Below are 24,426 nucleotides of genomic sequence, written 5' to 3' on the forward strand. Positions count from 1 at the left end.
TTCTTGAAAAAGAAGATGCTCAATCGTGAGAGGGGCATAAACTGCAAGCATCATGTGGTTGGAGGGCTAGGCTTAGTGGTATGGTGAACGTAAGTGAAGCTTTATAAGTACCGATACGATGAAAGAGCTAAAGATGCTGATAAGCTCTGACCAAAAGGTAATGTGGATAAGTTACATTTTTCATTTCTAGATGTACGCAAATAATAACTCCACCGGTATAGAGAAGCAACCTAACCCACTGTTGTATGATAGAAGGAACAGGGTAAGCCTGTATTTTCGCCTACATGGCAAGCAAACCGCAAGGAATGCTGATGGAAGTGCAGGTAAAGGAGAATGGAGAAAGCGAATGCCATTTTGTAACGAAATGGATAGAATTTGTAACATTAATTCGCGTGAAAACGAGCAGACTTCCATTTGGTCCCTCGTGACAAGAAACTTTGTTAACCACTTAAGGGAGGAAAGCAGATGATTACAGATAAAACTGTAAGTGCACCTACCGACAACTCCGAAGCATGGAAGCAATTGCCATGGAAGAAATGCCAGAAAGTTATTGTGAGGCTACAAAGACGTATTGTTAAGGCTGTCCAAGAAGGAAGATGGGGTAAGGTAAAAGCTTTACAACATCTTCTCACACGCTCTTTTAGCGGAAAAGCTTTGGCTGTTAAGAGAGTAACTGAAAACCAAGGAAAAAACACAGCGGGTGTAGATCGTCAACTATGGTCAACTTGCAATGCTAAATTTCAAGGAATAAAGCAGTTAAAGCAAAGAGGATATAAACCTTCTCCGCTAAAACGGATTTATATCAGTAAATCTAATGGCAAAAGAAGACCTCTTGGAATACCAACGATAAAAGATAGAGCCATGCAAGCATTATATCTGTTTGCCCTGGAGCCAGTATCTGAAACGATCAGCGACCATCACTCCTATGGCTTTAGACCTAAAAGATCCTGCGCAGACGCTACTGTGGCTTGCCACTTATTACTGGCAAGTCGTAATCAACTACAATGGATACTCGAAGGTGATATCAAAGGTTGTTTTGATAACATTAACCATGAATGGCTCATGAAGCATATTCCTATGGAGAAGAAAATTCTTCATAGATGGTTAAAAGCTGGTTTCCTAGAATCGAAAACTCTGTATCCCACAACTGCTGGCACTCCGCAAGGAAGTATAATTTCTCCAATACTAGCTAACTTTACCTTAGATGGTCTTGAACAGTTATTAGAAAGTCGCTTTGGTAAATTAGGTAGCAAAAGAAGAGGAAAAATCAGAAGTGGAGTGAATGTAATCAGGTACGCAGACGACTTTATTATTTCAGGTTTCACACATGAAGTACTGGAAAATGAAGTTAAGCCTTTAGTATCATCTTTCCTTCATGAGAGAGGTTTAATTCTTTCAGAAGAGAAGACAAAGATTACATCTATCACAACAGGGTTTGACTTTCTTGGTTGTAATGCACGTAGATATAATAAGAAGTTAATTATTAAACCTTCGAAAGAAAGTATTAAAAAACTTCTTAATCAAGCACGTACATTGATAAAAGCAAATATAGCGAACACTCAGGCTATAGTAATTAAGTCACTCAACTCTCTACTGAGAGGATGGGGAAATTACTATCACCATGTGTGTGCTAAAAAAGCGTTTAGAAAGATCGACAATGAAATTTGGCATAGTTTATGGAAATGGGCAAAGAAAAGACATCCTCGTAAAGGATTACGTTGGATAAAGAATCGTTACTTCAAAGTAATGGGTCAACGCCAATGGGTTTTTGCTGCACCCATATGCAAGAACAAACCAAAAGAGATACGGTATTTAAGACTGCTTAAGCTGATTGATATACCTATCAGACGACATGTTACAATCAGAGCGGATGCAAATCCCCTTGACTTAAAATGGAAAAAGTTGACCTTACCCAGAAAAAGTAGACAGAAAGTTAAGACGTTTTTGAAGTAAAATAAAACGTTTTTTCAAAGAGGTGTGGTATGACAAAAAGAAAAGAATATACAGCAGAATTCAAAATTGAAGCTATAAGACTAGTAAAAGAAACAGGTCAATCATCAGCAAAAATAGCAAGAGATTTGGGTATTAGCGGTGATTCATTAAGCAGATGGGTAAAAACATACAATGATAGAATGTCTGGAGTAGATGCGTTTCCAGGAAAAGGGAAAGTAGCTCATTGTGACAAAGAAAAGTTTTATTTAAAGAAAGAGCTGGCAAGAGTAACGAGGGAAAGAGACATTTTAAAAAAAGCCCTGGGATATTTTGCAAACCAAAAAGAGTAAAATATTCTTTTATAAAAGAACATGAAAACTGCTATAAAATACGGGAATTATGCAGATTTTTGAACGTATCTGCTTGTGGTTATTATAAATGGATTACTAAGGAAAAAAACAACAAAAAATCAATAAGAGAAGAGCTCATACAAGATATTCAGAAGGTATATCGAGCATCACAATGCAGATACGGAGCTCCTAAAATTCACGCTGAATTAAAGGCTTTAGGTAAAAATTATAACATCAAAACAGTGCAAAATGTTATGCAGAAAAATGGCATTCAAGCTAAGCTTAGACGAAAGTTTAAAAGTAAAAAACCACAAATAGACAATAGAGTTATAACTCCTAACATATTAAATCAGAATTTCATCGCTGATCAACCTAACAAGATATGGGTAACTGATATTACGTACATAAAAACTAATGAAGGATGGTTATATTTGGCAGCAATAATAGATTTATATTCACGCATGGTGATTGGCTGGTCAATGAGTAATGCAGTAAATAGGCAATTAGTTATAGATGCGTTATTCATGGCTATTGGTAGGCGCAAATCTGCTAAAAATCTACTATTTCATAGCGATCAAGGATCGCAATACACCTCTAAAAATTATCAATTTTTACTAAGTACAAAAAATATTACTTCTAGTATGAGTCACAAAGGTTGTTGTTATGATAATGCTGTTTCAGAGAGCTTTTTTAGTTCACTTAAGAGAGAGTTACTCATTGATACTTCACAACACTCTGCACAACAAGCTAAAACCGCAATATTTGAATATATAGAAATTTTTTATAATAAACAGCGTAGACATTCTACTATTAACTATTGCATTCCTGAGCTTTTTGATTCATCATTCTCATAGCAAAAACGTCTTAACTTTCTGTCTACTTTTTCTGGGTAAGGTCAAGTATTTTGATGAGAGAGTAAAACGAACAAGAATGTTGGCAAGCTCCTTTTCAAGAGAAGGTTCTCTACTATTAGTGTCACCACTAAAGTTGATGTATTCTGAGGATTTATGAAAGACAAGCCGGTTCGACAAAAGAAGAACTTAGATAAGGGGCTCAAGCGTAGTGTGGGGAAACCTGCATGCTGCGTTTCTAAGGGAGGGAGTAGTAGTAATACTGCTTCCTTACCTGACCAAGTAAATTTTTATGCAAAAATTATTATCAAAAAGTAGTAATGTAAGAGGCTTTACGTGCAATTAAATTTATTTAACAATAATCAAGTTGATTATTGTTGGCAAAATTATATCGTCTTAGACGAAAACAAGCACATATATAACTCGATAATTAATGATTTATCTTGGAAATGCTTAATTCTGTTTGGGCCTAAAAACTCTGGGAAAACTCACCTTGCTCATATCTGGCAATCAAAAAACGATGCTATTTTCATTGATGTAAATAATTTTGTAAGCGAAATGAGGTACAGCGATGCGTTTATTTTAGAAGATGTACAAAACATTAAAGATGAGGAAATGTTATTACATTGTTATAATTACATGAAAGAAAATGATAAGAGACTGCTAATTACTTCTTCGATTTTACCGAAAAAGCTTAACTTCAAACTAAAAGATTTAAGCTCGCGAATATTATCAACTATCAGCGTAAAAATTTTACCTGCAAGCGAGGAATTATTAAGAATCATGCTAATAAAACAATTTTCAGATAAACAGTTAAAAATTGATCTAAAGGTAATTGATTATATTCTAGCAAGAATAGAACGTTCTTTCCACAGCATTAATAAAGTTATAGAAAAAATAGATAATGAATCTATAGGATCAAATGTAACCATTCCTTTTATTAACACTTTATTAAAAAAAAGTGCCAATTGATTCCTTTTTTTGTAAAGTATTTATTATATATATTAAAAATTTATTAATATCCATACAATAATGAAGTTGAAATCAATATTTCTTTATGTTAAAACTATAATAAATGCTATGATGTAATAAGAATAAACAGAAATAGCTAAGGAATATTTTATACGATAGTAAAACTTACTTTACAGGATGTTTTTTATAGATTTGATGTTATAATTGAAATATGGTAAAAATAAGATCAAATTTAAAAAAAAGGTTAAAACAAAGGTTTGTAGTACTTACTTTATTGATAAATGCTTTGTTTATCTCATATTTTCTTATAAAAAACACAAAAAATACTTTCAATCAAATTGAAGTCAAAGAAATAAATATAGGAGCTGATAATGAAAAATAAACAACTACAAAATAAAAAAGAGAATCTTTACATAACGTATTACATAGATACTTTGGTTTCCGAAAAATCCTCTACACAAAATACTTTGGAAAGTTATCGTTCAGATTTACACCAACTTGAAAAATTTTTATTAGAAGGAGGCACTACCTTAGTTGGTGCAAGTAAAGCTAATATTAAAGATTATGTAAACTTTTTACGTACACAAAAGAAATATAAAACTAGCTCTATATCAAGAAAAATATCTGCTATCAAAAATTTCTATAAGTGCCTATTTAATGATGGAATAATAGACTTTAATCCAGCACCGGCTAATGATAATGAATTAAGAAATCCAAAGGTTTCCCGTCCTTTGCCTAAGCATTTAAGTGTTCAAGAAATATTTTTGCTCATGGAAACAGTAAAAAAATCAGCAAGCGGATCGAATAAAAAGATAAGCAGTAAAAGGCTATGTGCAATTTTAGATATCCTTTACTCTTCCGGGATGCGTATTTCTGAACTAATTAATATGAAGTTATGTGAAGTATCACATTTAGTAAACAGTAACGGTAAAGAAGGCTATATAATAATAAAAGGAAAAAGTGGCAGAGAAAGGCAAATCTTTTTTAATGAGCAAGCATTGCAAAGCCTTAAAGATTATTTATCAATTCGTGACAATCTGCTCCCTAACAACAAAAAATCTGATTGGCTATTCCCAGGTGATAAACCTAATAAACCAATTACAAGGCAAAGAGTTGGTCAATTAATAAAGGAATTAGCAAGAAAGTGCGATATTGATGAAAATAAAATCTCTCCACATGTGATTAGGCATTCTCTTGCTACCCATCTACTGAATAGCGGAGCAAATATTGTGCTGATACAAAAAATTCTTGGCCATACTAATCTTTCTACAACACAAATATATACTCATATTGCTAACGAAAAGTTAAAGGACAAATTAGCTGATTCTCATCCTATTACTCAGATGATCAATAATTAAACTTATTGCTTTTAGTTTTGTAGTAAAGTTAAATTCAAATAAGTTTACGTGTGTTTGTGATTGCAAGTTTATTGTTTAATTTACTCCTTATATTATGGGAAGTATTCTATACTTTAATTACTCTCCCTGTAATTTTCTTTCCTGAGTGTGTAATAACCATTTTCCTTGTTTGCTCGGTGAGAGTTGTATTATTCATGTTGCGTTTATTATGTGGCATTAAATATGAAGTGAGGGGAATGGAAAACATTCCTAAGCAACCTTTTATAATTGCATCTAAACACCAATCTCCATTTGAAACATTTATTTTTATACTACTCTTTAGAAAAGCAGTTTTTATTTTAAAACGTGAATTGAAATGGATTCCATTCATTGGTTTGCATCTCATGGCATTAAAAATGATTTTTATTAACCGCTCAGATGGTATTAGTTCTGTGCGTCATATCATGAAATTAGCAAAAGTGTGTATAAAAGAAAATAGAGGCATAATAATATTTCCTGAAGGTACAAGAACAACTATAAACCAAAATATAAAATATCAATCGGGTATTGCTGCTTTATATAGCGTATTATCTGTTCCTGTGTTACCGATTGCTTTAAACACTGGTTTGTTTTGGCCAAAAAGCATACTTTCTCTGAGAAAGAATCCCGGAAAGGCGGTAATAGAAATATTACCTCCCATATATCCTGGGTTAAACAAAAATGAATTCTTGCAAAGTTTAGAAAAAATCATTGAAGAAAGAAGTAGTAGATTAATTGCAGAAAAAACTGATATTGCAAATTAACAAAAAAACTTTATAATTAAAAGAAAAGTACAGGTATTAATATATGGCAAATCATAAGAGTGCTAAAAAAATGATAAAGGTAATAGCAAAGCGTACTTTAGTAAATAAGATGCGAAAAAGCAAAACTCGTACTGCTATTAGAAGATTAGTTGATATAATCAAGTCTGGTGATAAAGAGAATGTTGTCTTGGCATTTCGGAATGCTGAATCCAATTTACACAAATGTGTAAATAAAGGTGTCATTCATAGGAATACCGCTGCGCGTAAAATAAGTCGCTTAAATGCAAAAGTAAAAGCATTGATGACCGCTTAATACGGTTAATGTAAAGTTAGCTGTATTAATATATACTCTTCAGTTTGTATATTCTGTATAAAATTAAGTAGCTCAAGTGATGGATAAAAAAGCATTATTGGAACTAAGTAATGGGTCAAAAATTGATCTGCCCGTATTAAGTGGAACAGTAGGTCCTGATGTGTTAAATATTAAGGATTTATATAAAAAGACAGGATTATTCACTTACGATCCAGGATTTGTTTCCACAGCTTCATGTTCTTCTTCAATTACATTTATTGATGGAGATGAAGGAGTTCTTAAATATAGGGGACATAATATAGCTGATTTGGCAGAGAATAATAATTTTACTGCTGTGATTTATTTATTGCTCTATGGTGAATTACCCAGTTCAGAGCAACACAAAAAATTTCTTCTCAAAATACAAGAATCATCCAAAGTATCAGAGCAAGTTACAAATGTAATCAAAGCATTTCCAAAAACTGCTCACCCTATGTCGATTTTAGTTGCATGTTTTGCAAATTTGTCAGCGTCTTACCATGAAATGCATGGCAAAAATGTCAATGGTGAAGATTTAGATTTTGGAATTTCTGCAATAGCAAAAGTTCCTGCAATTGTTGCAATGATTTATAGACATATCAACAATCAGGAATTCATAAATGCTAATAATAAATTAAGTTATAGTGAGAATTTCTTAAATATGATATTTGGCAGTGCTGTTAATAATACCCTTTTTGTAAAAGCTCTGGATAAAATATTTACTCTCCATGCTGATCATGAACAGAATGCTTCTACAGCAGCTGTCAGATTGGTAGGGTCAGCTGGTTCTAATCTATTTGTAAGCCTGTCTGCAGGAGTTGCTACACTTTGGGGTCCAGCACACGGTGGAGCTAATGAGGCAGTTATAAATATGCTCAAAGAGATAGAGCAAAGTGGAAGTGTAGATAGATTCATTGAGAAAGCTAAAGATGATAAAGATCCATTTAAGCTAATGGGATTTGGACATCGTGTTTATAAAAACTATGATCCGCGCGCGCTTATATTAAAGGATGCTTGTCATGAGATTTTAAGCAAACTAGAGCAAAACAATGAATTACTTGAAATTGCAAAAAAACTTGAAGAAATAGCTTTAAAGGATGAGTATTTTATTACACGTAAGTTGTATCCAAATGTTGATTTTTATTCAGGTATAATAATGAATGCTATTGGTATCCCTTCAAGTATGTTTACACCCATTTTTGCACTTGCAAGAACCACTGGTTGGGTTGCCCAGTGGTATGAAATGGTAAACGATAAAGAAACCAAGATTTGTAGGCCAAGGCAGCTCTACTTTGGCAAATAAACTTTCATTCACAATTCGTCCTCAAATAGTCTAATTTTCTTTAGCTATAAAATACAACAAATTGATTTTTTACTAGTTGATGTCTGCTTTTTTGCAGAACATTGGTTAGGCTGTGATATAGAAGGTTGGTTAAATTTTGTTTTGGGCTTATTAAAAGAAGATCGTCCTGAAGAAGGGCCAAAGCCACTATCTTTAACCGAAACATCACCCTCACCTTCACCATAGTAGTCGGGCCCAAGGAATTTGCTTGAGTTTCCATTATGTGATTTATCTATAACTGAATTCTTAGGTGAATCAACAAAACCACTATCTGCACTTGTATCTGCACTTGGTCCATCCGTCCCTACTTTTTCTTCAGAAGGGGCAAGAGTTTGTGGTTTCATAGCTGGCACACGCGCAGGATCAATGGACAGTTTATAATCCTCATTGATTACAGAGCTCTCTATGATCTTATCCATCACGCAGTAAGCAATGTCTGGGTTAGCAAAATCTATTCCATACACTCCTTTACTGCCCAATAGCGATTTCTGTGAAGTCCGACCTTCAAAGCTATTTAATATATCCATACCAAACATATTATTAACGTGATTCACTTCTTCTCTTGTTAAATATCCCTCCTCATTATTATTACTTACAATAGGAATTAAAACTAAATCTTTGTTACTGCTCAAGTAAGAGTCACGTACAATACGATCAACTGGTATGTTTGCTTTACGAAGCAAATCAACCACTGCAAATTTCAGCATGTCAGTAACTCCAATCTCGCCTTTTGGAGTATCAAAACAACGACATGTCAAGCATATTTCATGCCTTACTATGTCTTTGACGAACTTAAGATCATCAAAAACGCCTTTCTTTAAATATACATAATTCCCCTTCTCTTCTAAAAAACCCTTAGATCTTTTAGGACTATTTTCATAACTTTCCATTCTCGATGAGAATGATTTTACAAAAGAGTCTTTTAATTCTTGATCATCAAAGCCCTTACAGTATAAATAAGATTTTCTGTCAAAGCTCACATCGTATACATTGTTTTCCACATAACCCTGATCAGGATGAGCGTCTATAATACTCTCTATTGTGAATCTTATAAGTTCATTAGCTAGCAAATATTTTAGATTACAAACTACCTCTTTTTCAATTGGCACTGAAAACCTATATCTGCTACTATCTGTAGTCCATTTCCCTTGATTAAAGTTAAAAGGAAAAGAGTCTGTATAAAAAAGATCATTGGCAGCCTCTTCGGCAGCAGCTTTGTCACCCTCATTTTCATTATCTCCACAAAATTTTCTTACTATACTCTCTCTCATATTGCTCAAGTACTCTCTGCCCTGATCAATATTCATATTTTTATCAAATGAGAGAACAACATGATCTTTTTCTATAGTGAGATTAGTAATAGCAGTATTATCAGAAAGAAGAACACTATTAAACGCTTTTACTAATTCTCGATTTATTTTACTTTTATTAGGCATAACGCCACCTCTCTAATTAATCAACATAATTACTTACCACTCCTACTTGCGCCCTGAACACTAGATTGATTTTTCTTTCTTTCCTCTTCACGTCTAATCATGTCTCTAAAATCATCTATTTTCTTTGGATCTATTTTGCTCAGATCAATCTTTACTCTCCCTGAATCAGGTACTTTTTTATTTGGATCATTATTACCATGCATATTAGCCTCCGAATTAAATTATTATGTAATGAGTATATTAAGAATCAACTACTAGCACAAGAAGTTTTTTTACATAAATTTTATTCACCATTTTTATACTCCTGGATTCCAGTCTGGAATCTAGTAAATTTATTTATTATATATGAAAAGTTATTATATTTATATACTTGCAAGTGAACGCAATGGAAACCTATATACAGGTATAACATCAAATTTGACTAAACGAATTTGGGAACACAAAAGCAAAGCCATCTCTGGTTTCACGTCAAAGTACAATGTTTGTAAACTAGTCTATTTTGAAGAATTTCAAGAGATAAACTTAGCAATTAGTAGAGAAAAACTCCTAAAAAGCTGGCAGAGAAAATGGAAAATAAACTTAATTGAAAAAACAAATCAAGAATGGAAAGATTTATATGATGAAATTGTGTCTGGATAACAGTGTCTGAGTACACAACTGTACGAACATTGCAATATGGCGCATCGTTGGCACTGGCTTCCATTCAAGACGGTGTCATTCCAGCACTTGATGCTGGAATCCAGATAAAAAACCAGTCTGGAATGACAAAAAGAGAGAGAACCTTTACACACCTCTCTCTTTGACTGAAGAAGTATGGTTTTCAACTTTTATGTCCTCAGTTAATCCTCCTGGCAATTCCACAGCAGCATTAGCAGCTTTTTGCTTACTCTTAGCAGAAGACTCTTCTCCTTTACGTTTCTTCCCATTAGCATCCTTCGATGTGTTGTTTCTTTTAACTCTCCTGTGTTCCTTTTGCTGTGGAGCAGGTGGACAGACAGCTAGCTTTGGTTTTTCAGTTTTCTCTTCTTTTGCTTCTTTCTTTTCTTTATTCATTTTTTCCAGTTTTTGTACTTCACTATTTTTGTGACTTATAACAGGTTTAGGTAGAGTGTCTACTAATTTTTCTATAGGCTTTGGTAAAATAGCACGTTCTTGCTTATTCAGAGTGATTGGCATTGGAACTTGAGATGAAAAATTAAATAGGGAAATTGGTGTGATTTCATTCACTTTTGTTTCTATTTCTTGACAAACTTCTTTTGATTCTGTTTTTTCTGCTTTTTTATCTTCCTTTTTCTCGGTTGCATCTTGCTCTACTACTGCTGCTAAATCAACTGCAAAAATTTCTGCAAACATTGCAATGACTGAGCCCACGAGAAAAGTTTGAAGCTTCAATTTTAAATTTTGCAACGCTTGCAAACGTTCGAGTATTGCTATTTCCTCTTCCGGAGATAACCCACCACTGAGTAATTTCTCCTGCAATTCTTTTATCTCTTTGTCTAGCCTTTTATCCCAACTTAAGTCTAAATCTTTTTTGAAGATCTTTTTAACTAATTTCTTAAGCTTATCACGCAAAAACTTAATTATCGAAAGAAGCAGATTTTTCTCTTTCTTCTCCTTGAGCATTTTGTAGACTTTCGGATCTACATTTACTTCAAAAAGATTAAAGAGGGATTCAAAGAAATTTGCGAATACCCCTTGACTATTATCAGTAAAGTAATCCTCACTATCTTGTATCTGTAGCTCTACTTGAGATAATGTTTCATCAATGCAACTCGCAGCCTGACGCTCAAGCTCTATTCTCTTGAGCTCAGCTTTCCTAGCAAGCTCCTCCATGAATCCTTTTAATTCATTGAGCTTCTGCTCTGCAGAGAGATCTTGCTCCCTGATTCGATTAATGAAGATTGAGCTACCGTCCTCTTCGTTGTTATTGATTAAAAAATTTCCCATTGCTTTTTCTCCATTAATTGAATTACTGTTTCTATAATTGTTTAGAAAGCTTTTTACTATTTTATCTTAAGTCTATAAAATACAATAACTCAATCTTACAATATGAAGTATTTAATAAGTATTAATCTTAAAAAATATCAATAAGTTATTGATATTTTTACATTCATACTATATACAGCCTAGCATATATCACGTAATTTTTCAAGAACATATTCACTATACTTTCTTATTTGCCTCTAAAACACCTGCAAATCATATAATAAAAGAATATTATAATGTTTAGTGTAATACTATACAATGTTATAAAATATAGTATAATACTAGCATACCACTGAATTAATGCTGAGATATTCCTTTGCTTGATCAGTTAAAACACGTCCTCTTGGTGTGCGCTTTACGAAACTGACCTTGATTAAATAAGGTTCTACTGTTTCTTCAATATTGCCAACATCTTCAGATAGTGCAATAGATATGGTGTCAATTCCAACAGGTCCTGAGGTGTTAAACAAAAATCTCAGATAATCCATATCTAATTTATTTAGTCCCATTTTATCTATACCCAATTTTGATAGTGCAGAACCGGCAATTTCACAGGTAATTTTTTTATCATCTTTTACTTCAACAAAATCTCTTATTCTTCTGAGTAATCTCAAAGCAATTCTTGGAGTACCACGGGCGCGGCAGGCAATTTCTTGCACAGCATCCTTTTCGATTTCAGCACAAAGAACTCTTGCACCTCTTTTTATAATATCAACCAGTTCCTCAAAAGAATAAAACTCAAGATGCAGGGGAATACCAAAACGATCCCTCAGCGGTGCAGAAAGCAGTCCAAGCCGTGTTGTTGCCCCAATCAGTGTAAATGGTGGTAAATCTATTCTTAAAGTTCTGGTAGATGGGCCCTCACCTACTAGTATATCTAGGCAAAAATCTTCCATAGCAGTATATAAAACTTCCTCAATGCTACGATTTAATCTATGGATCTCATCGATAAATAGAACATCTTTTGCATTTAAAGTAGTGAGCACTGCAGCTAAGCCCCCAGCTTTACTAAGCAATGGACCAGAAGTTGCACGAAAGCTAACCCTTAACTCCTTAGAGACAATTTGTGCTAAAGTTGTTTTACCAAGCCCTGGAGGACCATAGAGCAATACGTGATCCAAAGCTTCAGCTCTCGTCTGTGCAGCATTTATAAACACTTTTAAATTTTGTATTAAGTCTTTTTGCCCGACAAAATCATCAAGTTGCTCAGGCCTGATATTTAAATTACGTACATCTTCAGAGTATTCCTTACTACATGATATTGACTTCATATTGTTTTAAGCGCCATACGAATAATATCTTTAGTATCCAAGTTTGGTGATTCATCTTCTATTTTTTTTATTGTATCATAAGCTTTTGTTCTTTCATATCCAAGATTGATCAAAGCTGAAAGAGCATCTTCACTAATTGAGTGAAAATGATTGTTATTTGTCTCTAATTTACTTACTTTGCCATTCAGCTCAGTAATAATTCGATTTATGAGTTTCAGGCCAAGTCCACTCACCTTAAGTGCTAGTTTATCCTCATTTATAATTGCCAAAAACAGTTGCTCTGGAGTTAATTTGCTCAAAATTGACATTGCGGTTTTATAGCTGACACCGCTCACTTTAACTAATAAACGCAGACACTGCTGTTCTTCTTTACTTATAAAGCCATATAGCTGAGTAACGTTTTCTCTGCTATTTGCATAAGTGTCGATAAGTAATTTTACTCTACTTCCAATCGAACAAGCACTTAAAGTTTTGGCTGAAAGATATACTATGTAGCCAACATCATTTACATTCAGGATTATGTGATCGCTACACACCTCATCAACTATTCCTCTTAGATTTCCTATCATTTCTAGTACTTTATAAAATTCAGTTTAAATGCTCCTGAATCTTAGGTCAAGCAAACGAACATTATAGAAGTGGTTCCAGTTTCAATCATTGCAGACAAGTTTGCAGGAAATCTATTTTAATATGTTATTCCAGATCATTATGTAATTGAACCACAAGTTACTCCGATAGAAATAGAATTGCAGTCTCCTAACTTAGCTAAGTAATAGAAATTTCTATCTTTGGTGAAATAAAGGTAATTGTTTACTGTTTGCGAAAATATTTGCATAATTTAAGTAACATTACTTGATAAGAATTAACTATGGAGCTTAATAAGATTGCAGCATCGATTTTACTTTCTGGATTAATAATTATGATAGTTAGTAATGTAGTTGATATGCTCTACAACCCAGAGGATTATAAAATTGAACACCAAACAATAGTAGCAGCCAGCAATGAGCCTCAACAAAAGATTGAACAAGTGGCACTTGATATTGGAGAGCTCATGCAGAATGCTAGCTTTGAAAAAGGCAAGTCAGCAGCAAAAAAATGTATAGCTTGTCATAGTTTTGAGAAAGGTGGAATGAATAAAGTGGGGCCAAACTTATGGAACGTGGTTGGAAATAAAAAGGCCCATCTTGGCAGCTCATTCAATTACTCAAAAGCACTACTTGAAAAAGGTGGGAAATGGGAGTATGAGGAGTTATTTGCTTTTTTAAAAAATCCAAAAGCCTACATAAAAGGTACACGTATGGCATTTGCAGGCATTTCCAATCCACAAGAGATTGCAGATCTAGTCAGCTATTTGCGTTCGATGAGCGATAGTCCGGTTGCCTTGCCAAAGTAGTATGAATTATTGTAAATTACTCGATGGAAGTAATGGCCATATAGCATATCGAAAGCTACAAGGAAAGAAGGCCTCTATAGTTTTTCTTAGTGGTTTTGCATCCAATATGGATGGAACTAAAGCAACTGCCGTTTACAAATTTTGCCAAGAAAATGATATAGCACTTGTGCTCTTTGATTATTTTGGCCATGGTAATTCAAGTGGTGATTTTGCTGATTATACAATAAGTGATTGGCAAAAAAATTGTGCTAAAGTGATAAGTGAATTAACTAGCAATAAACAAATAATTATAGGTTCAAGTATGGGAGGATGGCTGATGCTGCTCACTGCTCTTCAATTTCCAGAAAAAATTGCAGCATTAATCGGCATATCATCTGCTCCTGACTTCACTGAAGATTTAATATTCAAGCAATTGTCAGACAAGCAAAAAGAAGAGCTAAGCTCTAAAGGTGTAATAGATTTTACTTCGGAGCATTGTGCATACAAAATAACTAAAAATCTGATCGAAGACGGTAGAAAGAATCTTCTTTTAAATAAAAAAACAATAGATGTAAACTGTCCTGTGCGCTTGCTGCATAGCATTAATGATCAAGATGTTCCTTATCAAGTTTCATTAAATTTAGCTAAAAAAATCAAATCAACAGACGTTGAAGTACACTTAATAAAATCAGCAAAACACAACATGTCTGATAATTATTCACTGAAAATTTTATTTAAGACCATCAGAGAATTTTTGTCAGGAGAAATATATAATTGAAGTAATTTAGATGTGTTTGTCGTAAGAACTGCAGTTATAGCTTCAACAGTAGGCACTACTCTTTATCACCTCAACATTTTCTCTTGGCAGTTCTTTAATAAATCGAGAAGTGTGCATTGGTTGCCACTGATTATTAATTTCCCTCCTATCTGCACATGAAATGATTAACCTTTCTTTGGCTCTGGTTATGCCGACATATGCGAGTCTCCTTTCTTCTTCTAAAGCTTTACCACTTTTATCTTCAAAAGATCTTTGATGAGGAAATAATCCTTCTTCCCAACCAGGTAAAAACACACACGGAAATTCAAGCCCTTTAGCCGCATGAAGAGTCATAACATATACAGTGTCATCGCTATTCATATTATCCACTTCCATCACCAAACTAATATGCTCCAAGAAGGTTATAGTGCTGTCAAAATTCTTCAAAGATGAAATGAGCTCTTTAACATTTTCTATTCGCGCTAAACCCGTCACTCCTTCATTCTCAAGCATTTCCATATATCCTGATTGATTTGCTACGATTTTAACAAATTCATGCAGTGGTTTTACGCTTACTATTTCTTCCCAAGCTTTAATTTTATTTAAAAAATCATTTATTGAGAGTTTAATTCTTTCGGTTACTTGATCACTATTAACCAATATTTTTGCTGCCTGAAAAAAAGAAATTTTGTTATCCTGAGCAGTCGTGTATATTTTCTTTAGAGTTGTAGCTCCTATGCTTCTTTTGGGACGATTTACGATCCTTTCAAAAGCGAGATCATCATTATTATTTGTAACAAGTCTCAAATATGCAATTATATCCCTTATTTCTTGACGTTCGTAGAATTTTACGCCACTTATAATCCTATAGGGAATTGAATATTTTATAAAATACTCTTCGAACACTCTAGTTTGAAAAGTCGCTCTTACGAGCACTGCAATGTCACTAAATCTGTATTTATTGAGCTTTAATATCTGTTCGCTTATGAACCTTGCTTCAGCTTTCCCGTCCCATAATTTTATTAGATTTACCTTTTCCCCTTCAATGTTTGTTGTCCACAACTTTTTTTCTAAGCGAGTCTTATTGTGATTGATAACATATGATGCAGTTGCAAGTATGTGGGATGTTGACCTGTAGTTACACTCCAGTTTAACGGTTTTTGCATTTTTAAAATCATCGGAAAATTTCAAAATATTTTCAACTTCTGCACCACGCCAACTGTATATCGATTGATCGTCATCTCCTACACAACAAATATTTGAGTGCTCTTTTGCAAGGTATTTTAGCCAAAGATATTGTATTGCATTTGTATCTTGATATTCATCTACCATGATATATTTAAACTTGTTTTGGTAGTAGGATAGAACCTCGGTCTTTTGATTAAAGAGTTGTATGTTATATAGCAATAAGTCACCAAAATCGACAGAGTTAAGGAATTTTAACCTTTCCTGATACTGGTGATAGACTTTGAGTGCAGTTACGTACACTGGCCTAAATGATTGAACGTCTTCCACTTCGAATGGCAGTAAACACTTCTCTTTCCATTGCTGAATAATATTCATAATGGTCTTACATTTTTCTGATAGGTAATCAGGGCTGATTTCATTCATGATGTTTTTTATTACCTGTAATTGGTCATCCACACCAATAATTGTAAAATTGGAATTTAGCCCCACGACTTCAGCATGATGACGTAGAATTTTTGCTGCAATTGCATGGAAAGTGCCAAGCCATGGTATGTTTGTGCCCGTGAGTTCAAGCACTCTTGATATCATTTCATTTGCTGCTTTGTTCGTGAATGTAACTGCTAATATTTCATCAGAATAAGCGTGACCGTTTCTAATTATGTGCGCTATTCTTGAAGTAATCGTTCTTGTTTTTCCCGTTCCCGCCCCTGCCAGTATCAAAATTGGCCCATTTAAGTTAGTTACAGCTAATTGTTGCTCTGGATTTAACAGTGAGAGATAATCGTTCATTGAAGCCCTATAGACTATAACTCCGTAAAGTTAAACCTATGATCCAAATATTGTAAAGATTTTATTGAATAGAACAGTTTAAAGAATGCTTCACTCAAGTACTACATATTTAAACGTAGGTTTTTTATCTATCTTGTTTTAGTAGCTTCAGGTGTATGTCGAGTAACAACAACTTGATTTGAGGTATTGGCACTAGAGCTTCTGCTTGTTGGGTGGATAGGTGGAGTTTTGAATGGCTTAGGCTTACGATTCAGTTCCTTCATCTCTATTTCCTCAGCTTTAACAGGAAGTTTTTCTGAAACATAGAAGTTATGCATTTCAGGTCGTTCAGTGAGATTTTCATATGTTTCTTTCAACCAAGCTCCGATATCATATATAAACCCATATGCTTTTTCTTTAAATTCTCTCCATGATCTGCCTAAACTGGCTAGTGTATTTTATTGAAGTAAATTGTCACATAATCTCTTGTGGTATATTGATAACTCTCTCTATTTAATTTTTCACTTTGCTTGTCACAAGTTTTGAAGTAACCAAATATGTTATACATTTTGAGCTGTGACTAACTATTAACATGCATATATTATACATTAATAAATTAAAATTGTCAAGAGTGTTTGTGTGACTGAGGAAATGCTCTATATAATAATTTAAAATGGAGCTGAAGCTTGTAGTACAATGTTTTTAAACGTTTAATATAATATTGACTTTACGGCAATAATTATTTTAAGTTAGTAACTATTGTTGCAGTTAAAGTATCGATGCCTTTTTTCTTTTGTTTTTTCGCAATTCTTAGCATTTTATCTGCTGTTTGTGTAATTAGCGTAAGGAATCCTGTGCATGCAGTATTATTTTTAATTTTCACCTTCGTTAACTCTGCAGTGCTTTTTATTCTCCTTGGAGCTGAATTCATTGCTATGATGGTGCTGATAGTATACATCGGTGCAGTTGCAGTGTTATTCCTCTTTGTAGTCATGATGCTCGATATCGACTACATAAGATTGCATCAGGGTTTTGCAAAGCATTTCACTCTTGGTGCTATATTATGTGTTGTGTTTTTTCTAATCATCAGCTTTGTAATTCGCAGCTCAGCACCGAATATAAGCAATGTTATAAACTATAATACCAATAACGTGAAAGCTATCGGTAATTTGCTCTACACTGACTACATGTACGCTTTTCATCTTTCTGGTATTCTGCTGCTTTTTGCAATTGTTGGTGCAATTGCTCTTACTTTGCAGGAAAAGAAAAAAGGAGTTAGAAAACAGAACGTGTTAAAGCAATTGACACAATCTTCATCTGTAAAATTGATTAAGGCTAAATTTGGAAAAGGAGTGGAATGGAAATAGGATTAAATCACTTTTTGATAATTGCTGCTGTTTTGTTCACTATTGGAGTGTGTGGTATTTTCATCAACCGTAAGAGCATAATCAACATACTGTTATCAATAGAAATATTATTGCTGGCGATTAACATCAATTTAGTTGCTTTTTCTGCCTTTATGAATGATATAGTTGGGCAAATTTTTGTGATGTTTGTGTTGACTGTTGCAGCAGCAGAGTCAGGAGTTGCGCTTGCAATATTGGTTGTATATTATAGAAACCGTGGGAATATAGATGTTAAACAAGCGAACTTAATGAAAGAATGAAAGTATGATGGATATACTGAAATTAATAGTATTTTTGCCACTCTTTGGTTCGCTATTTGCAGCACTTTTTAGAAAAAGTCAGTTAGTTACAACGGCAGGGATTGGAATATCTGCAGTTTTATCTTGGTATGTTTTTCTCACCTTCTCTGAAAATTATCACTTGAGTTTATTTCCTCTATTTTCATTAAGTGTATTAAAAGTAAATTGGGCAATTAGTGTGGATGCTCTCTCATCCTTAATGCTTATTGTCATTACCACCGTTTCACTAGTAGTCCACCTCTATTCTATCGGTTATATGGAGCATGAAAAAGGGAAGTCGAGGTTTTTTTCTTACCTATCGCTATTTACGTTTTGCATGATTGTGCTGGTTGTAAGCGATAATTTCGTGCAGCTTTTTTTTGGCTGGGAAGGGGTTGGCCTGTGTTCTTATTTACTCATAGGATTTTGGTTCCAAAAATATTCTGCAAATAATGCAGCAATTAAAGCATTTGTTGTGAATAGGGTAGGAGACTTTGCACTATTGATTGGAATCTTTCTTATTTATTATACATTTCACTCTTTGAATTTTACTGAAGTTTTTGATACAACTGATCTTCTTGGCACGCAGAACATTAGAGCATTCTGCTGTGAATTCAAAGTAACTCATATAATATGCATATTACTTTTTATTGGCTGTATGGGTAAATCTGCACAGCTTGGTTTACATGTTTGGTTGCCAGATGCAATGGAAGGGCCAACCCCTGTTTCTGCACTCATTCACGCAGCAACGATGGTAACAGCAGGTATATTTTTAGTAGCAAAATGTTCTCCATTATTTGAGCTATCAAATGTGGCACGAGAATTAATAGTTATTGTTGGGGCACTTACTGCTTTCTTTGCAGCTACGGTTGCGATTACTCAGAACGATATAAAAAAAATAATTGCTTATTCAACCTGCAGTCAACTTGGTTATATGTTCATGGCATGTGGGCTTTCTGCTTACAATGTTGCTATTTTTCATTTAATGACACACGCTTTTTTTAAAGCTCTACTATTTCTTGGTGCTGGCAATGTGATTCATGCAATGCATCATGAGCAAAACATTCAGAAAATGGGAAATTGCTGGAAGAAAATCCCTTGCACTTATACTCTCATGTGGATTGGATCTCTTGGGCTTTCTGGAATATTTCCATTTGCAGGTTTTTACTCAAAGGATTTGATAATTGAACATGCTTATAGCACGGATAGCTTTGCTTTTGTAATAAGCTTAGTTGTTGCATTCTTCACAGCGTTTTACTCTTGGAGGTTATTGCTTCTTGTGTTCCACAGCCAAAAACAAAGTAAAATTAATATACATGAGGCACCAAAGATTATGCTTATACCATTACTGATACTCGCTTTTGGATCAGTATTTTCTGGAATATGGGGAGCAAATATTTTGAACATAACTAGTAATGCGTTTTGGAAATCAAGTTTAGTGATGATTGATGAGCATAGAGTTCATAATTTCTTTATAAAACTACTGCCAACCTTAGCAAGCCTAAGTGGAATAGCACTTGCGTACCTAATTTACCAATATCAAGTAATTAGGCAAATTAAGAGTAAATTTTTACTTAAGTTTTTGCAGAATAAATGGTACTTTGATGAGGTGTATGAGTTTGTTATAATTGCACCGATAAGGTTTATATCTAGGCTTCTATGGAAGTTTGATGTTAAGGCTATTGATTCATTTGGACCAAATGGTGTTGTAAGGTTGGTTAATGAATGTTCAAAAAGTTCTATAAAGTTACAAACTGGTTATATATTTGATTATGCATTTATTATGTTTGTTACTTTAATAATCGGTGCTTTATATATTATTGGAATTAAATAGAAGGTGTTGTTACTTAGTATATTCTTGCTTCCACTGATAGGAGCGTTGATTTTATCCTCAATCAGGATTAATCATCAATCTATACACTTAAGATTCCTTGCCCTATTTTTTGCTGTACTTCCATTTTTGCTTAGCATTGTAGCTTGTATAGAATTTGATTATAACAATACGGACTTTCAGTTTGTCAGCTATCCAGTAAGAGATATTGGAATAGGGGTGGATGGAATATCGTTGCTTTTCCTTCTGCTTACAACTTTCTTGTTTGTTATTTGTATGCTCTATAATTGCAAAATGAGTTATACGACCCTAAAAGCCTATATGGCATTATTTCTACTGCTTGAGAGTTTTGTAGTCGGTTTTTTCGTTTCACTGAATGCTATAAGCTTTTATGTGTTTTTTGAAGCTGTCTTAATACCAATGTTCTTTATTATTGGCATTTGGGGAGGGAAGCAAAGGATATATGCGACGTTTAAGTTATTTCTTTATACATTAACTGGTTCATTATTATTTCTACTTGGGTTAGTATACATCTATAGTGTTTTTGGAACGTTTAGTATACAAAAATTAGCTACATTAGTGCCAAGCCTTTATCTTGAAGTGCAGTCATTGCTATGGATTGCATTTTTTATTTCTTTTGCAATAAAAGTACCGATGTTTCCATTTCACACTTGGCTTCCTGATGCACATGTGCAATCACCAACTTCTGGGTCTGTGATTTTAGCTGGCTTGCTTATTAAAATGGGGGGATATGGATTTTTAAGGTTTTCTATTCCAATGCTTCCTCAGGCAAGTTTGTATTTTTCAAATTTCGTTGTTGTGCTGAGCATTATTGCGGTGATATATGCTTCTCTAGTTGCGTTTGCTCAAGATGATATAAAGAAGTTAATAGCTTATTCTTCAATAGCACATATGGGGATCGTTACCGCTGGCCTCTTTTCATTTTGTGAGGAAGGAGTACTGGGTAGCATATTTCAAATGATTAGTCATGGCCTTATTTCTGCTGCTTTATTTTTGTGTGTTGGAATGCTATATACTCGAACTGGAACTTTGGAGATTGCAAAGTATTTTGGCATAGTAAACACAATGCCAAAATTTGGTTTTATGTTCATTTTATTTTCAATGGCTTCAATAGGGCTACCTGGAACATCTGGATTCATAGGTGAGTTTTTGGCTATGGTTGGAATGTTTAAGAGCATAGGGTTTTTTACAGGATTTATCGCACTTGGCACTATTTTAAGCGCAGTTTATATGCTGAATTTATGTAAGCAAATAATATGGGGGGTTAGCTATTCTAAATTATTAAATAATCGCTTGGATAGCATAGAATTTTCTGTCTTAATTCTGCTTGCAGTGTTTGTTATTTTGCTTGGATTCTACCCAACCCTTGCACTGAATTATTTGAAGCCATGTATGGCAAATTTGTTAATCAAATATAATGCGCTATGAATTATATACAGATATTGCCGGAAACGTTCTCTATTATCTCCTCGTTAGTGTTGCTACTGCTTGGAATTATATTTAACCGCCGAACTATCAACTTATTAGCACTTGGCTGCACAGTGGTAACTTTGATTATTTTAATTCTTTCGGCAGAAAACAATGAAATTTTTCTCTTTAATTCGTTGTTAAAACTCAATTTATACATCAGGTCAGCCCAAGGGTTAATTCTCAGCACAGGAATTTTAATACTTTTGATGCTGAATTTATCAAAATATGACTATAAATATGAATTTTCAATATTGATTCTTTTTGCGCTATTTGGCATGGTAACTTTGGTTTCAGCAAATAGTCTGATTTCTTTTTATTTAGCTTTTGAGTTGATGAGTATATCTTTGTATGTTCTTGCGAGCTTTAATAAAGATTCAGCTTATTCATGTGAAGCAGGAGTGAAATATTTTACACTTAGTGCACTATCTTCCTGCATTATGCTATATGGAATGTCGCTGCTTTATGGATATACAGGACAAGTCAATTTCTCTGAGCTCGGTTCATTCTTGCAAAACCATCAGATAACTTATGGAATAGTTTTTGGGTTAGTTTTTATCCTTATTGGTTTGTGTTTCAAGCTTGCTATTGCTCCTTTTCATATGTGGGCTCCAGATGTCTATCAAGGTGCACCTACCATAGTAACTGCGTTTTTTTCTACGGCCCCAAAAGCTACACTTGTAACATTTTTAATTCGATTGATGAATGAAGAGTTAGTAAATGTAAAAAGTTATGTTCAGCCTATTTTCTTATACGTTTCAGCATTGTCTGTGCTTATCTCAGCTTTTGGGGCCTTGCATCAGCAAAACTTAAAAAGGCTGTTTGCTTACAGTTCAATTGGTCACATTGGTTTTATATTTGCTTCACTTTCTATTTTTACACAAGCAGGAATAGGTAGTGCCTTAATGTATCTGGTGATATATATCATCACAAGCATAGGGCTATTCTCATATCTCGTACAAATTGACGATGATGATTGCAATATCGCAAACTTGTCTGGTATAGGAAAAAAGCAACCAATTTTAGCATTCCATCTTTCTATACTATTACTCTCGATGTCAGGAATACCTCCACTTGCAGGTTTTATCGCTAAATTTTTTATATTCAAAAGTTTAATAAATTCTGGCTTTATCAGCCTGTCTTTGATCCTTGTAATAGCGAGTGTGATATCATGCTACTATTATTTAAATATCATGAAAGTTATGTATTTTGATAAAGCTAGTGGTAATAAGGTTGCTTATTCTAGGGGTCTATTCATTATCACTTCAGTGGTTTCACTGATCAATCTCGTTCTTTTCTTGTATGTAGAAGATCTTGACTCACTCATTAAACTAAAGGGCTGACAAGGTGATCCTTGAAGGTTTTCGTATTTATCATTACAAAGAAGTTCCAAGTACTAATAAAGAAGCATTGGGTTTAATTGAGAAAGGGATATCTAATGAAACTATTATTATTGCCGATAAACAAGCAGAAGGCAGGGGACGCACTGGAAAAAGCTGGATTTCTCCAGAGGGTAATCTCTATGCAAGTTTGATAATTAACCAAGAAAAGAATGTCAGCAAATTGACAGAATTGACTTTTGTGACTGCTCTTGCTGTTGGAAATACTTTATTATCGTTAAATTTCTTGAATAATCAAACCCACTGCGGTGTCATTCCAGTGCGTGACACTGGAATCCATACTTTCTCTTCTGGATCCCAGTGTCAAAGCACTGGGATGACAAGAGATCAATTCATAAACGATCTCAATCTTCAACATAAATGGCCAAATGACATTCTAATCGATGGCAAGAAAATAAGCGGAATATTGCTTGAAAAAAAATCCAATTCAAATTGGCTCATTATAGGAATTGGAATTAATGTCAATCATGCGCCACTTCCAGGCACAACGTGCATTAGCAATTACGGTGAATCTGTGTCTTACATGGATCTGTTAAAAGAATTAATAATAAACTTTAATAAGCTAAGAAAGCAATGGCTATTTGATGGGTTTTATGCTATAAGAGAAATGTGGTTAAAAAAAGCATTCAAAATGAATGAGCAAATCAGTGTAAAGTTAGCTGACAAATTGTATGAAGGAATTTTTGCTGATATAGATAAAAGTGGTAAATTGGTATTGCAGCAAAAGGATGGAAGCTTAATTTATTTTGATGCAGGTGAGTTATTTATTGGCAGTGCATTATGAATACGTATGTAATTTTTGCTTACCTTATTAGTTTTACGTTGATTACCGGAGAACTGATCCTTACCATTTCTTGCTATACTAAAAGTAAAAAAATTCTAAAAAGCCTGAAAGATAATAATGAAGAAGAAACATAAGCGATTAATTATAACTTTAGGAATTTTCTGCTTTTTAAGCTGCATAGTCTTTTTTATTTTAACAACGCTCAAAGAAAATATCTCATTTTTCTATACAGTAAGTGAAGCCATAGTCTTGCCAAATAATCAAAAGCCAATCCGTGTTGGTGGAATGGTTGTTGAAAATAGCGTGATACGGAGCGAAAGCGAAGTGATTTTTCAAATGACAGATTTTAATAAGAGCATTATGGTGAAATATCAGGGAATACTTCCACCAATGTTTTCAGAAAAAAGTGGTGTTGTTGTGCAAGGTAAAATATTTGATAATAGTACCTTTCTTGCAAATACGGTGTTTGCAAAACATGATGAGAACTATATGCCGAAAGTTTTAAAATAGATTCCCTAATGCAGCTGTATTGAAACGATATGT

27 protein-coding genes are annotated in these 24,426 nt (G+C 33.8%); 20 read left to right on the forward strand and 7 right to left on the reverse strand.

The features are described 5' to 3' along the window. Positions 1-190: 190 nt before the first annotated feature. The 10 genes from ABWU33_RS07855 (at position 191) to ABWU33_RS07900 (ending at position 7,879) form a co-directional block, all read left to right on the forward strand. On the forward strand, positions 191-469 hold the full coding sequence (locus ABWU33_RS07855) for a hypothetical protein (RefSeq protein ID WP_353280716.1): 279 nt from the start codon (positions 191-193) through the stop codon (positions 467-469). Further along, positions 466-1,953, forward strand: a complete 1,488-nt coding sequence (gene ltrA, locus ABWU33_RS07860) for a group II intron reverse transcriptase/maturase (RefSeq protein WP_353280717.1) — start codon at positions 466-468, stop codon at positions 1,951-1,953. Before ABWU33_RS07855 ends, ltrA begins: the two co-directional genes overlap by 4 nt. A gap of 29 nt (positions 1,954-1,982) precedes the next feature. Continuing rightward, a complete protein-coding gene (locus ABWU33_RS07865; protein ID WP_353280344.1) occupies positions 1,983-2,282 on the forward strand; it encodes a transposase in 300 nt (99 codons plus the stop codon). Then, a complete protein-coding gene (locus tag ABWU33_RS07870) occupies positions 2,258-3,136 on the forward strand; it encodes an IS3 family transposase (protein ID WP_353273672.1) in 879 nt (292 codons plus the stop codon). The genes ABWU33_RS07865 and ABWU33_RS07870 overlap by 25 nt, the downstream gene beginning before the upstream one ends. A 153-nt stretch (positions 3,137-3,289) precedes the next feature. After that, positions 3,290-3,451: a hypothetical protein gene (locus ABWU33_RS07875; RefSeq protein ID WP_211907584.1), complete on the forward strand. Its 162-nt coding sequence runs from the start codon at positions 3,290-3,292 to the stop codon at positions 3,449-3,451. 18 nt (positions 3,452-3,469) lie between these two features. After that, entirely contained in the window at positions 3,470-4,105 is a 636-nt protein-coding gene (locus tag ABWU33_RS07880) for a DnaA ATPase domain-containing protein (RefSeq protein WP_211907585.1), read from the forward strand. A gap of 371 nt (positions 4,106-4,476) precedes the next feature. After that, entirely contained in the window at positions 4,477-5,463 is a 987-nt protein-coding gene (locus ABWU33_RS07885) for a tyrosine-type recombinase/integrase (RefSeq protein WP_264337774.1), read from the forward strand. A gap of 56 nt (positions 5,464-5,519) precedes the next feature. Next, complete coding sequence (locus tag ABWU33_RS07890; protein ID WP_029237643.1) at positions 5,520-6,245, forward strand: lysophospholipid acyltransferase family protein; 726 nt, start codon at positions 5,520-5,522, stop codon at positions 6,243-6,245. Positions 6,246-6,288: 43 nt separating this feature from the next. Further along, entirely contained in the window at positions 6,289-6,558 is a 270-nt protein-coding gene (gene rpsT, locus ABWU33_RS07895) for a 30S ribosomal protein S20 (protein ID WP_211907588.1), read from the forward strand. A gap of 79 nt (positions 6,559-6,637) precedes the next feature. Next, positions 6,638-7,879, forward strand: a complete 1,242-nt coding sequence (locus ABWU33_RS07900) for a citrate synthase (RefSeq protein WP_211907589.1) — start codon at positions 6,638-6,640, stop codon at positions 7,877-7,879. Between the two features lie 44 nt (positions 7,880-7,923). On the opposite strand, the gene ABWU33_RS07905 is transcribed toward ABWU33_RS07900, so the two are convergent. Both ABWU33_RS07905 and ABWU33_RS07910 read right to left on the reverse strand, forming a co-directional pair. Next, complete coding sequence (locus ABWU33_RS07905) at positions 7,924-9,354, reverse strand: hypothetical protein (RefSeq protein ID WP_353280720.1); 1,431 nt, start codon at positions 9,352-9,354, stop codon at positions 7,924-7,926. Between the two features lie 29 nt (positions 9,355-9,383). Then, positions 9,384-9,557 carry a hypothetical protein gene (locus ABWU33_RS07910; protein ID WP_353280722.1) on the reverse strand — a complete coding sequence of 58 codons (174 nt, stop codon included), beginning with the start codon at positions 9,555-9,557 and terminating at the stop codon, positions 9,384-9,386. Positions 9,558-9,699: 142 nt separating this feature from the next. On the opposite strand from ABWU33_RS07910, the gene ABWU33_RS07915 reads away from it, so the two are divergent. After that, entirely contained in the window at positions 9,700-9,993 is a 294-nt protein-coding gene (locus ABWU33_RS07915) for a GIY-YIG nuclease family protein (RefSeq protein ID WP_250120010.1), read from the forward strand. A gap of 144 nt (positions 9,994-10,137) precedes the next feature. Here ABWU33_RS07915 and ABWU33_RS07920 read toward each other — a convergent pair whose 3' ends face one another. The 3 genes from ABWU33_RS07920 to ruvA form a co-directional block, all read right to left on the reverse strand. Further along, a complete protein-coding gene (locus ABWU33_RS07920) occupies positions 10,138-11,361 on the reverse strand; it encodes a hypothetical protein (protein ID WP_264337771.1) in 1,224 nt (407 codons plus the stop codon). Positions 11,362-11,621: 260 nt separating this feature from the next. Further along, positions 11,622-12,611: a Holliday junction branch migration DNA helicase RuvB gene (gene ruvB / locus ABWU33_RS07925; RefSeq protein ID WP_353280725.1), complete on the reverse strand. Its 990-nt coding sequence runs from the start codon at positions 12,609-12,611 to the stop codon at positions 11,622-11,624. Next, entirely contained in the window at positions 12,608-13,180 is a 573-nt protein-coding gene (ruvA, locus tag ABWU33_RS07930) for a Holliday junction branch migration protein RuvA (RefSeq protein WP_211907593.1), read from the reverse strand. Before ruvA ends, ruvB begins: the two co-directional genes overlap by 4 nt. 299 nt (positions 13,181-13,479) lie before the next feature. Here ruvA and ABWU33_RS07935 point away from each other — a divergent pair, with 299 nt between their 5' ends. Both ABWU33_RS07935 and ABWU33_RS07940 read left to right on the forward strand, forming a co-directional pair. Beyond that, on the forward strand, positions 13,480-14,004 hold the full coding sequence (locus ABWU33_RS07935) for a c-type cytochrome (protein ID WP_007302376.1): 525 nt from the start codon (positions 13,480-13,482) through the stop codon (positions 14,002-14,004). Between the two features lies 1 nt (position 14,005). Next, positions 14,006-14,761: an alpha/beta hydrolase gene (locus ABWU33_RS07940; RefSeq protein WP_250120012.1), complete on the forward strand. Its 756-nt coding sequence runs from the start codon at positions 14,006-14,008 to the stop codon at positions 14,759-14,761. A gap of 42 nt (positions 14,762-14,803) precedes the next feature. Here ABWU33_RS07940 and ABWU33_RS07945 read toward each other — a convergent pair whose 3' ends face one another. Next, positions 14,804-16,717, reverse strand: coding sequence for an ATP-dependent helicase (locus ABWU33_RS07945; RefSeq protein ID WP_211907595.1), 1,914 nt, complete (start codon positions 16,715-16,717; stop codon positions 14,804-14,806). 128 nt (positions 16,718-16,845) lie between these two features. Next, entirely contained in the window at positions 16,846-17,073 is a 228-nt protein-coding gene (locus tag ABWU33_RS07950) for a hypothetical protein (RefSeq protein ID WP_353280726.1), read from the reverse strand. Positions 17,074-17,475: 402 nt separating this feature from the next. Here ABWU33_RS07950 and ABWU33_RS07955 point away from each other — a divergent pair, with 402 nt between their 5' ends. From ABWU33_RS07955 to ccmE, 7 genes are all read left to right on the forward strand, one after another. Next, complete coding sequence (locus tag ABWU33_RS07955; RefSeq protein ID WP_211907596.1) at positions 17,476-18,063, forward strand: NADH-quinone oxidoreductase subunit J; 588 nt, start codon at positions 17,476-17,478, stop codon at positions 18,061-18,063. Next, the gene (gene nuoK / locus ABWU33_RS07960; protein WP_211907597.1) at positions 18,054-18,362 is read left to right on the forward strand and encodes an NADH-quinone oxidoreductase subunit NuoK; all 309 of its coding nucleotides are present in this window, start codon (positions 18,054-18,056) and stop codon (positions 18,360-18,362) included. The genes ABWU33_RS07955 and nuoK overlap by 10 nt, the downstream gene beginning before the upstream one ends. Positions 18,363-18,366: 4 nt before the next feature. Beyond that, on the forward strand, positions 18,367-20,214 hold the full coding sequence (gene nuoL, locus ABWU33_RS07965) for an NADH-quinone oxidoreductase subunit L (protein WP_353280727.1): 1,848 nt from the start codon (positions 18,367-18,369) through the stop codon (positions 20,212-20,214). 3 nt (positions 20,215-20,217) lie between these two features. Then, positions 20,218-21,660: a NuoM family protein gene (locus tag ABWU33_RS07970; protein ID WP_353280729.1), complete on the forward strand. Its 1,443-nt coding sequence runs from the start codon at positions 20,218-20,220 to the stop codon at positions 21,658-21,660. Continuing rightward, the gene (locus tag ABWU33_RS07975; protein WP_211907600.1) at positions 21,657-23,042 is read left to right on the forward strand and encodes an NADH-quinone oxidoreductase subunit N; all 1,386 of its coding nucleotides are present in this window, start codon (positions 21,657-21,659) and stop codon (positions 23,040-23,042) included. Before ABWU33_RS07970 ends, ABWU33_RS07975 begins: the two co-directional genes overlap by 4 nt. A 4-nt stretch (positions 23,043-23,046) precedes the next feature. Then, positions 23,047-23,883, forward strand: coding sequence for a biotin--[acetyl-CoA-carboxylase] ligase (locus ABWU33_RS07980; protein ID WP_211907601.1), 837 nt, complete (start codon positions 23,047-23,049; stop codon positions 23,881-23,883). Positions 23,884-24,000: 117 nt separating this feature from the next. Then, complete coding sequence (gene ccmE / locus ABWU33_RS07985; RefSeq protein ID WP_250120016.1) at positions 24,001-24,393, forward strand: cytochrome c maturation protein CcmE; 393 nt, start codon at positions 24,001-24,003, stop codon at positions 24,391-24,393. Positions 24,394-24,426: the final 33 nt, after the last annotated feature.

The organism is Wolbachia endosymbiont (group B) of Cyclophora punctaria, from assembly GCF_964028235.1.
GTDB lineage: Bacteria > Pseudomonadota > Alphaproteobacteria > Rickettsiales > Anaplasmataceae > Wolbachia.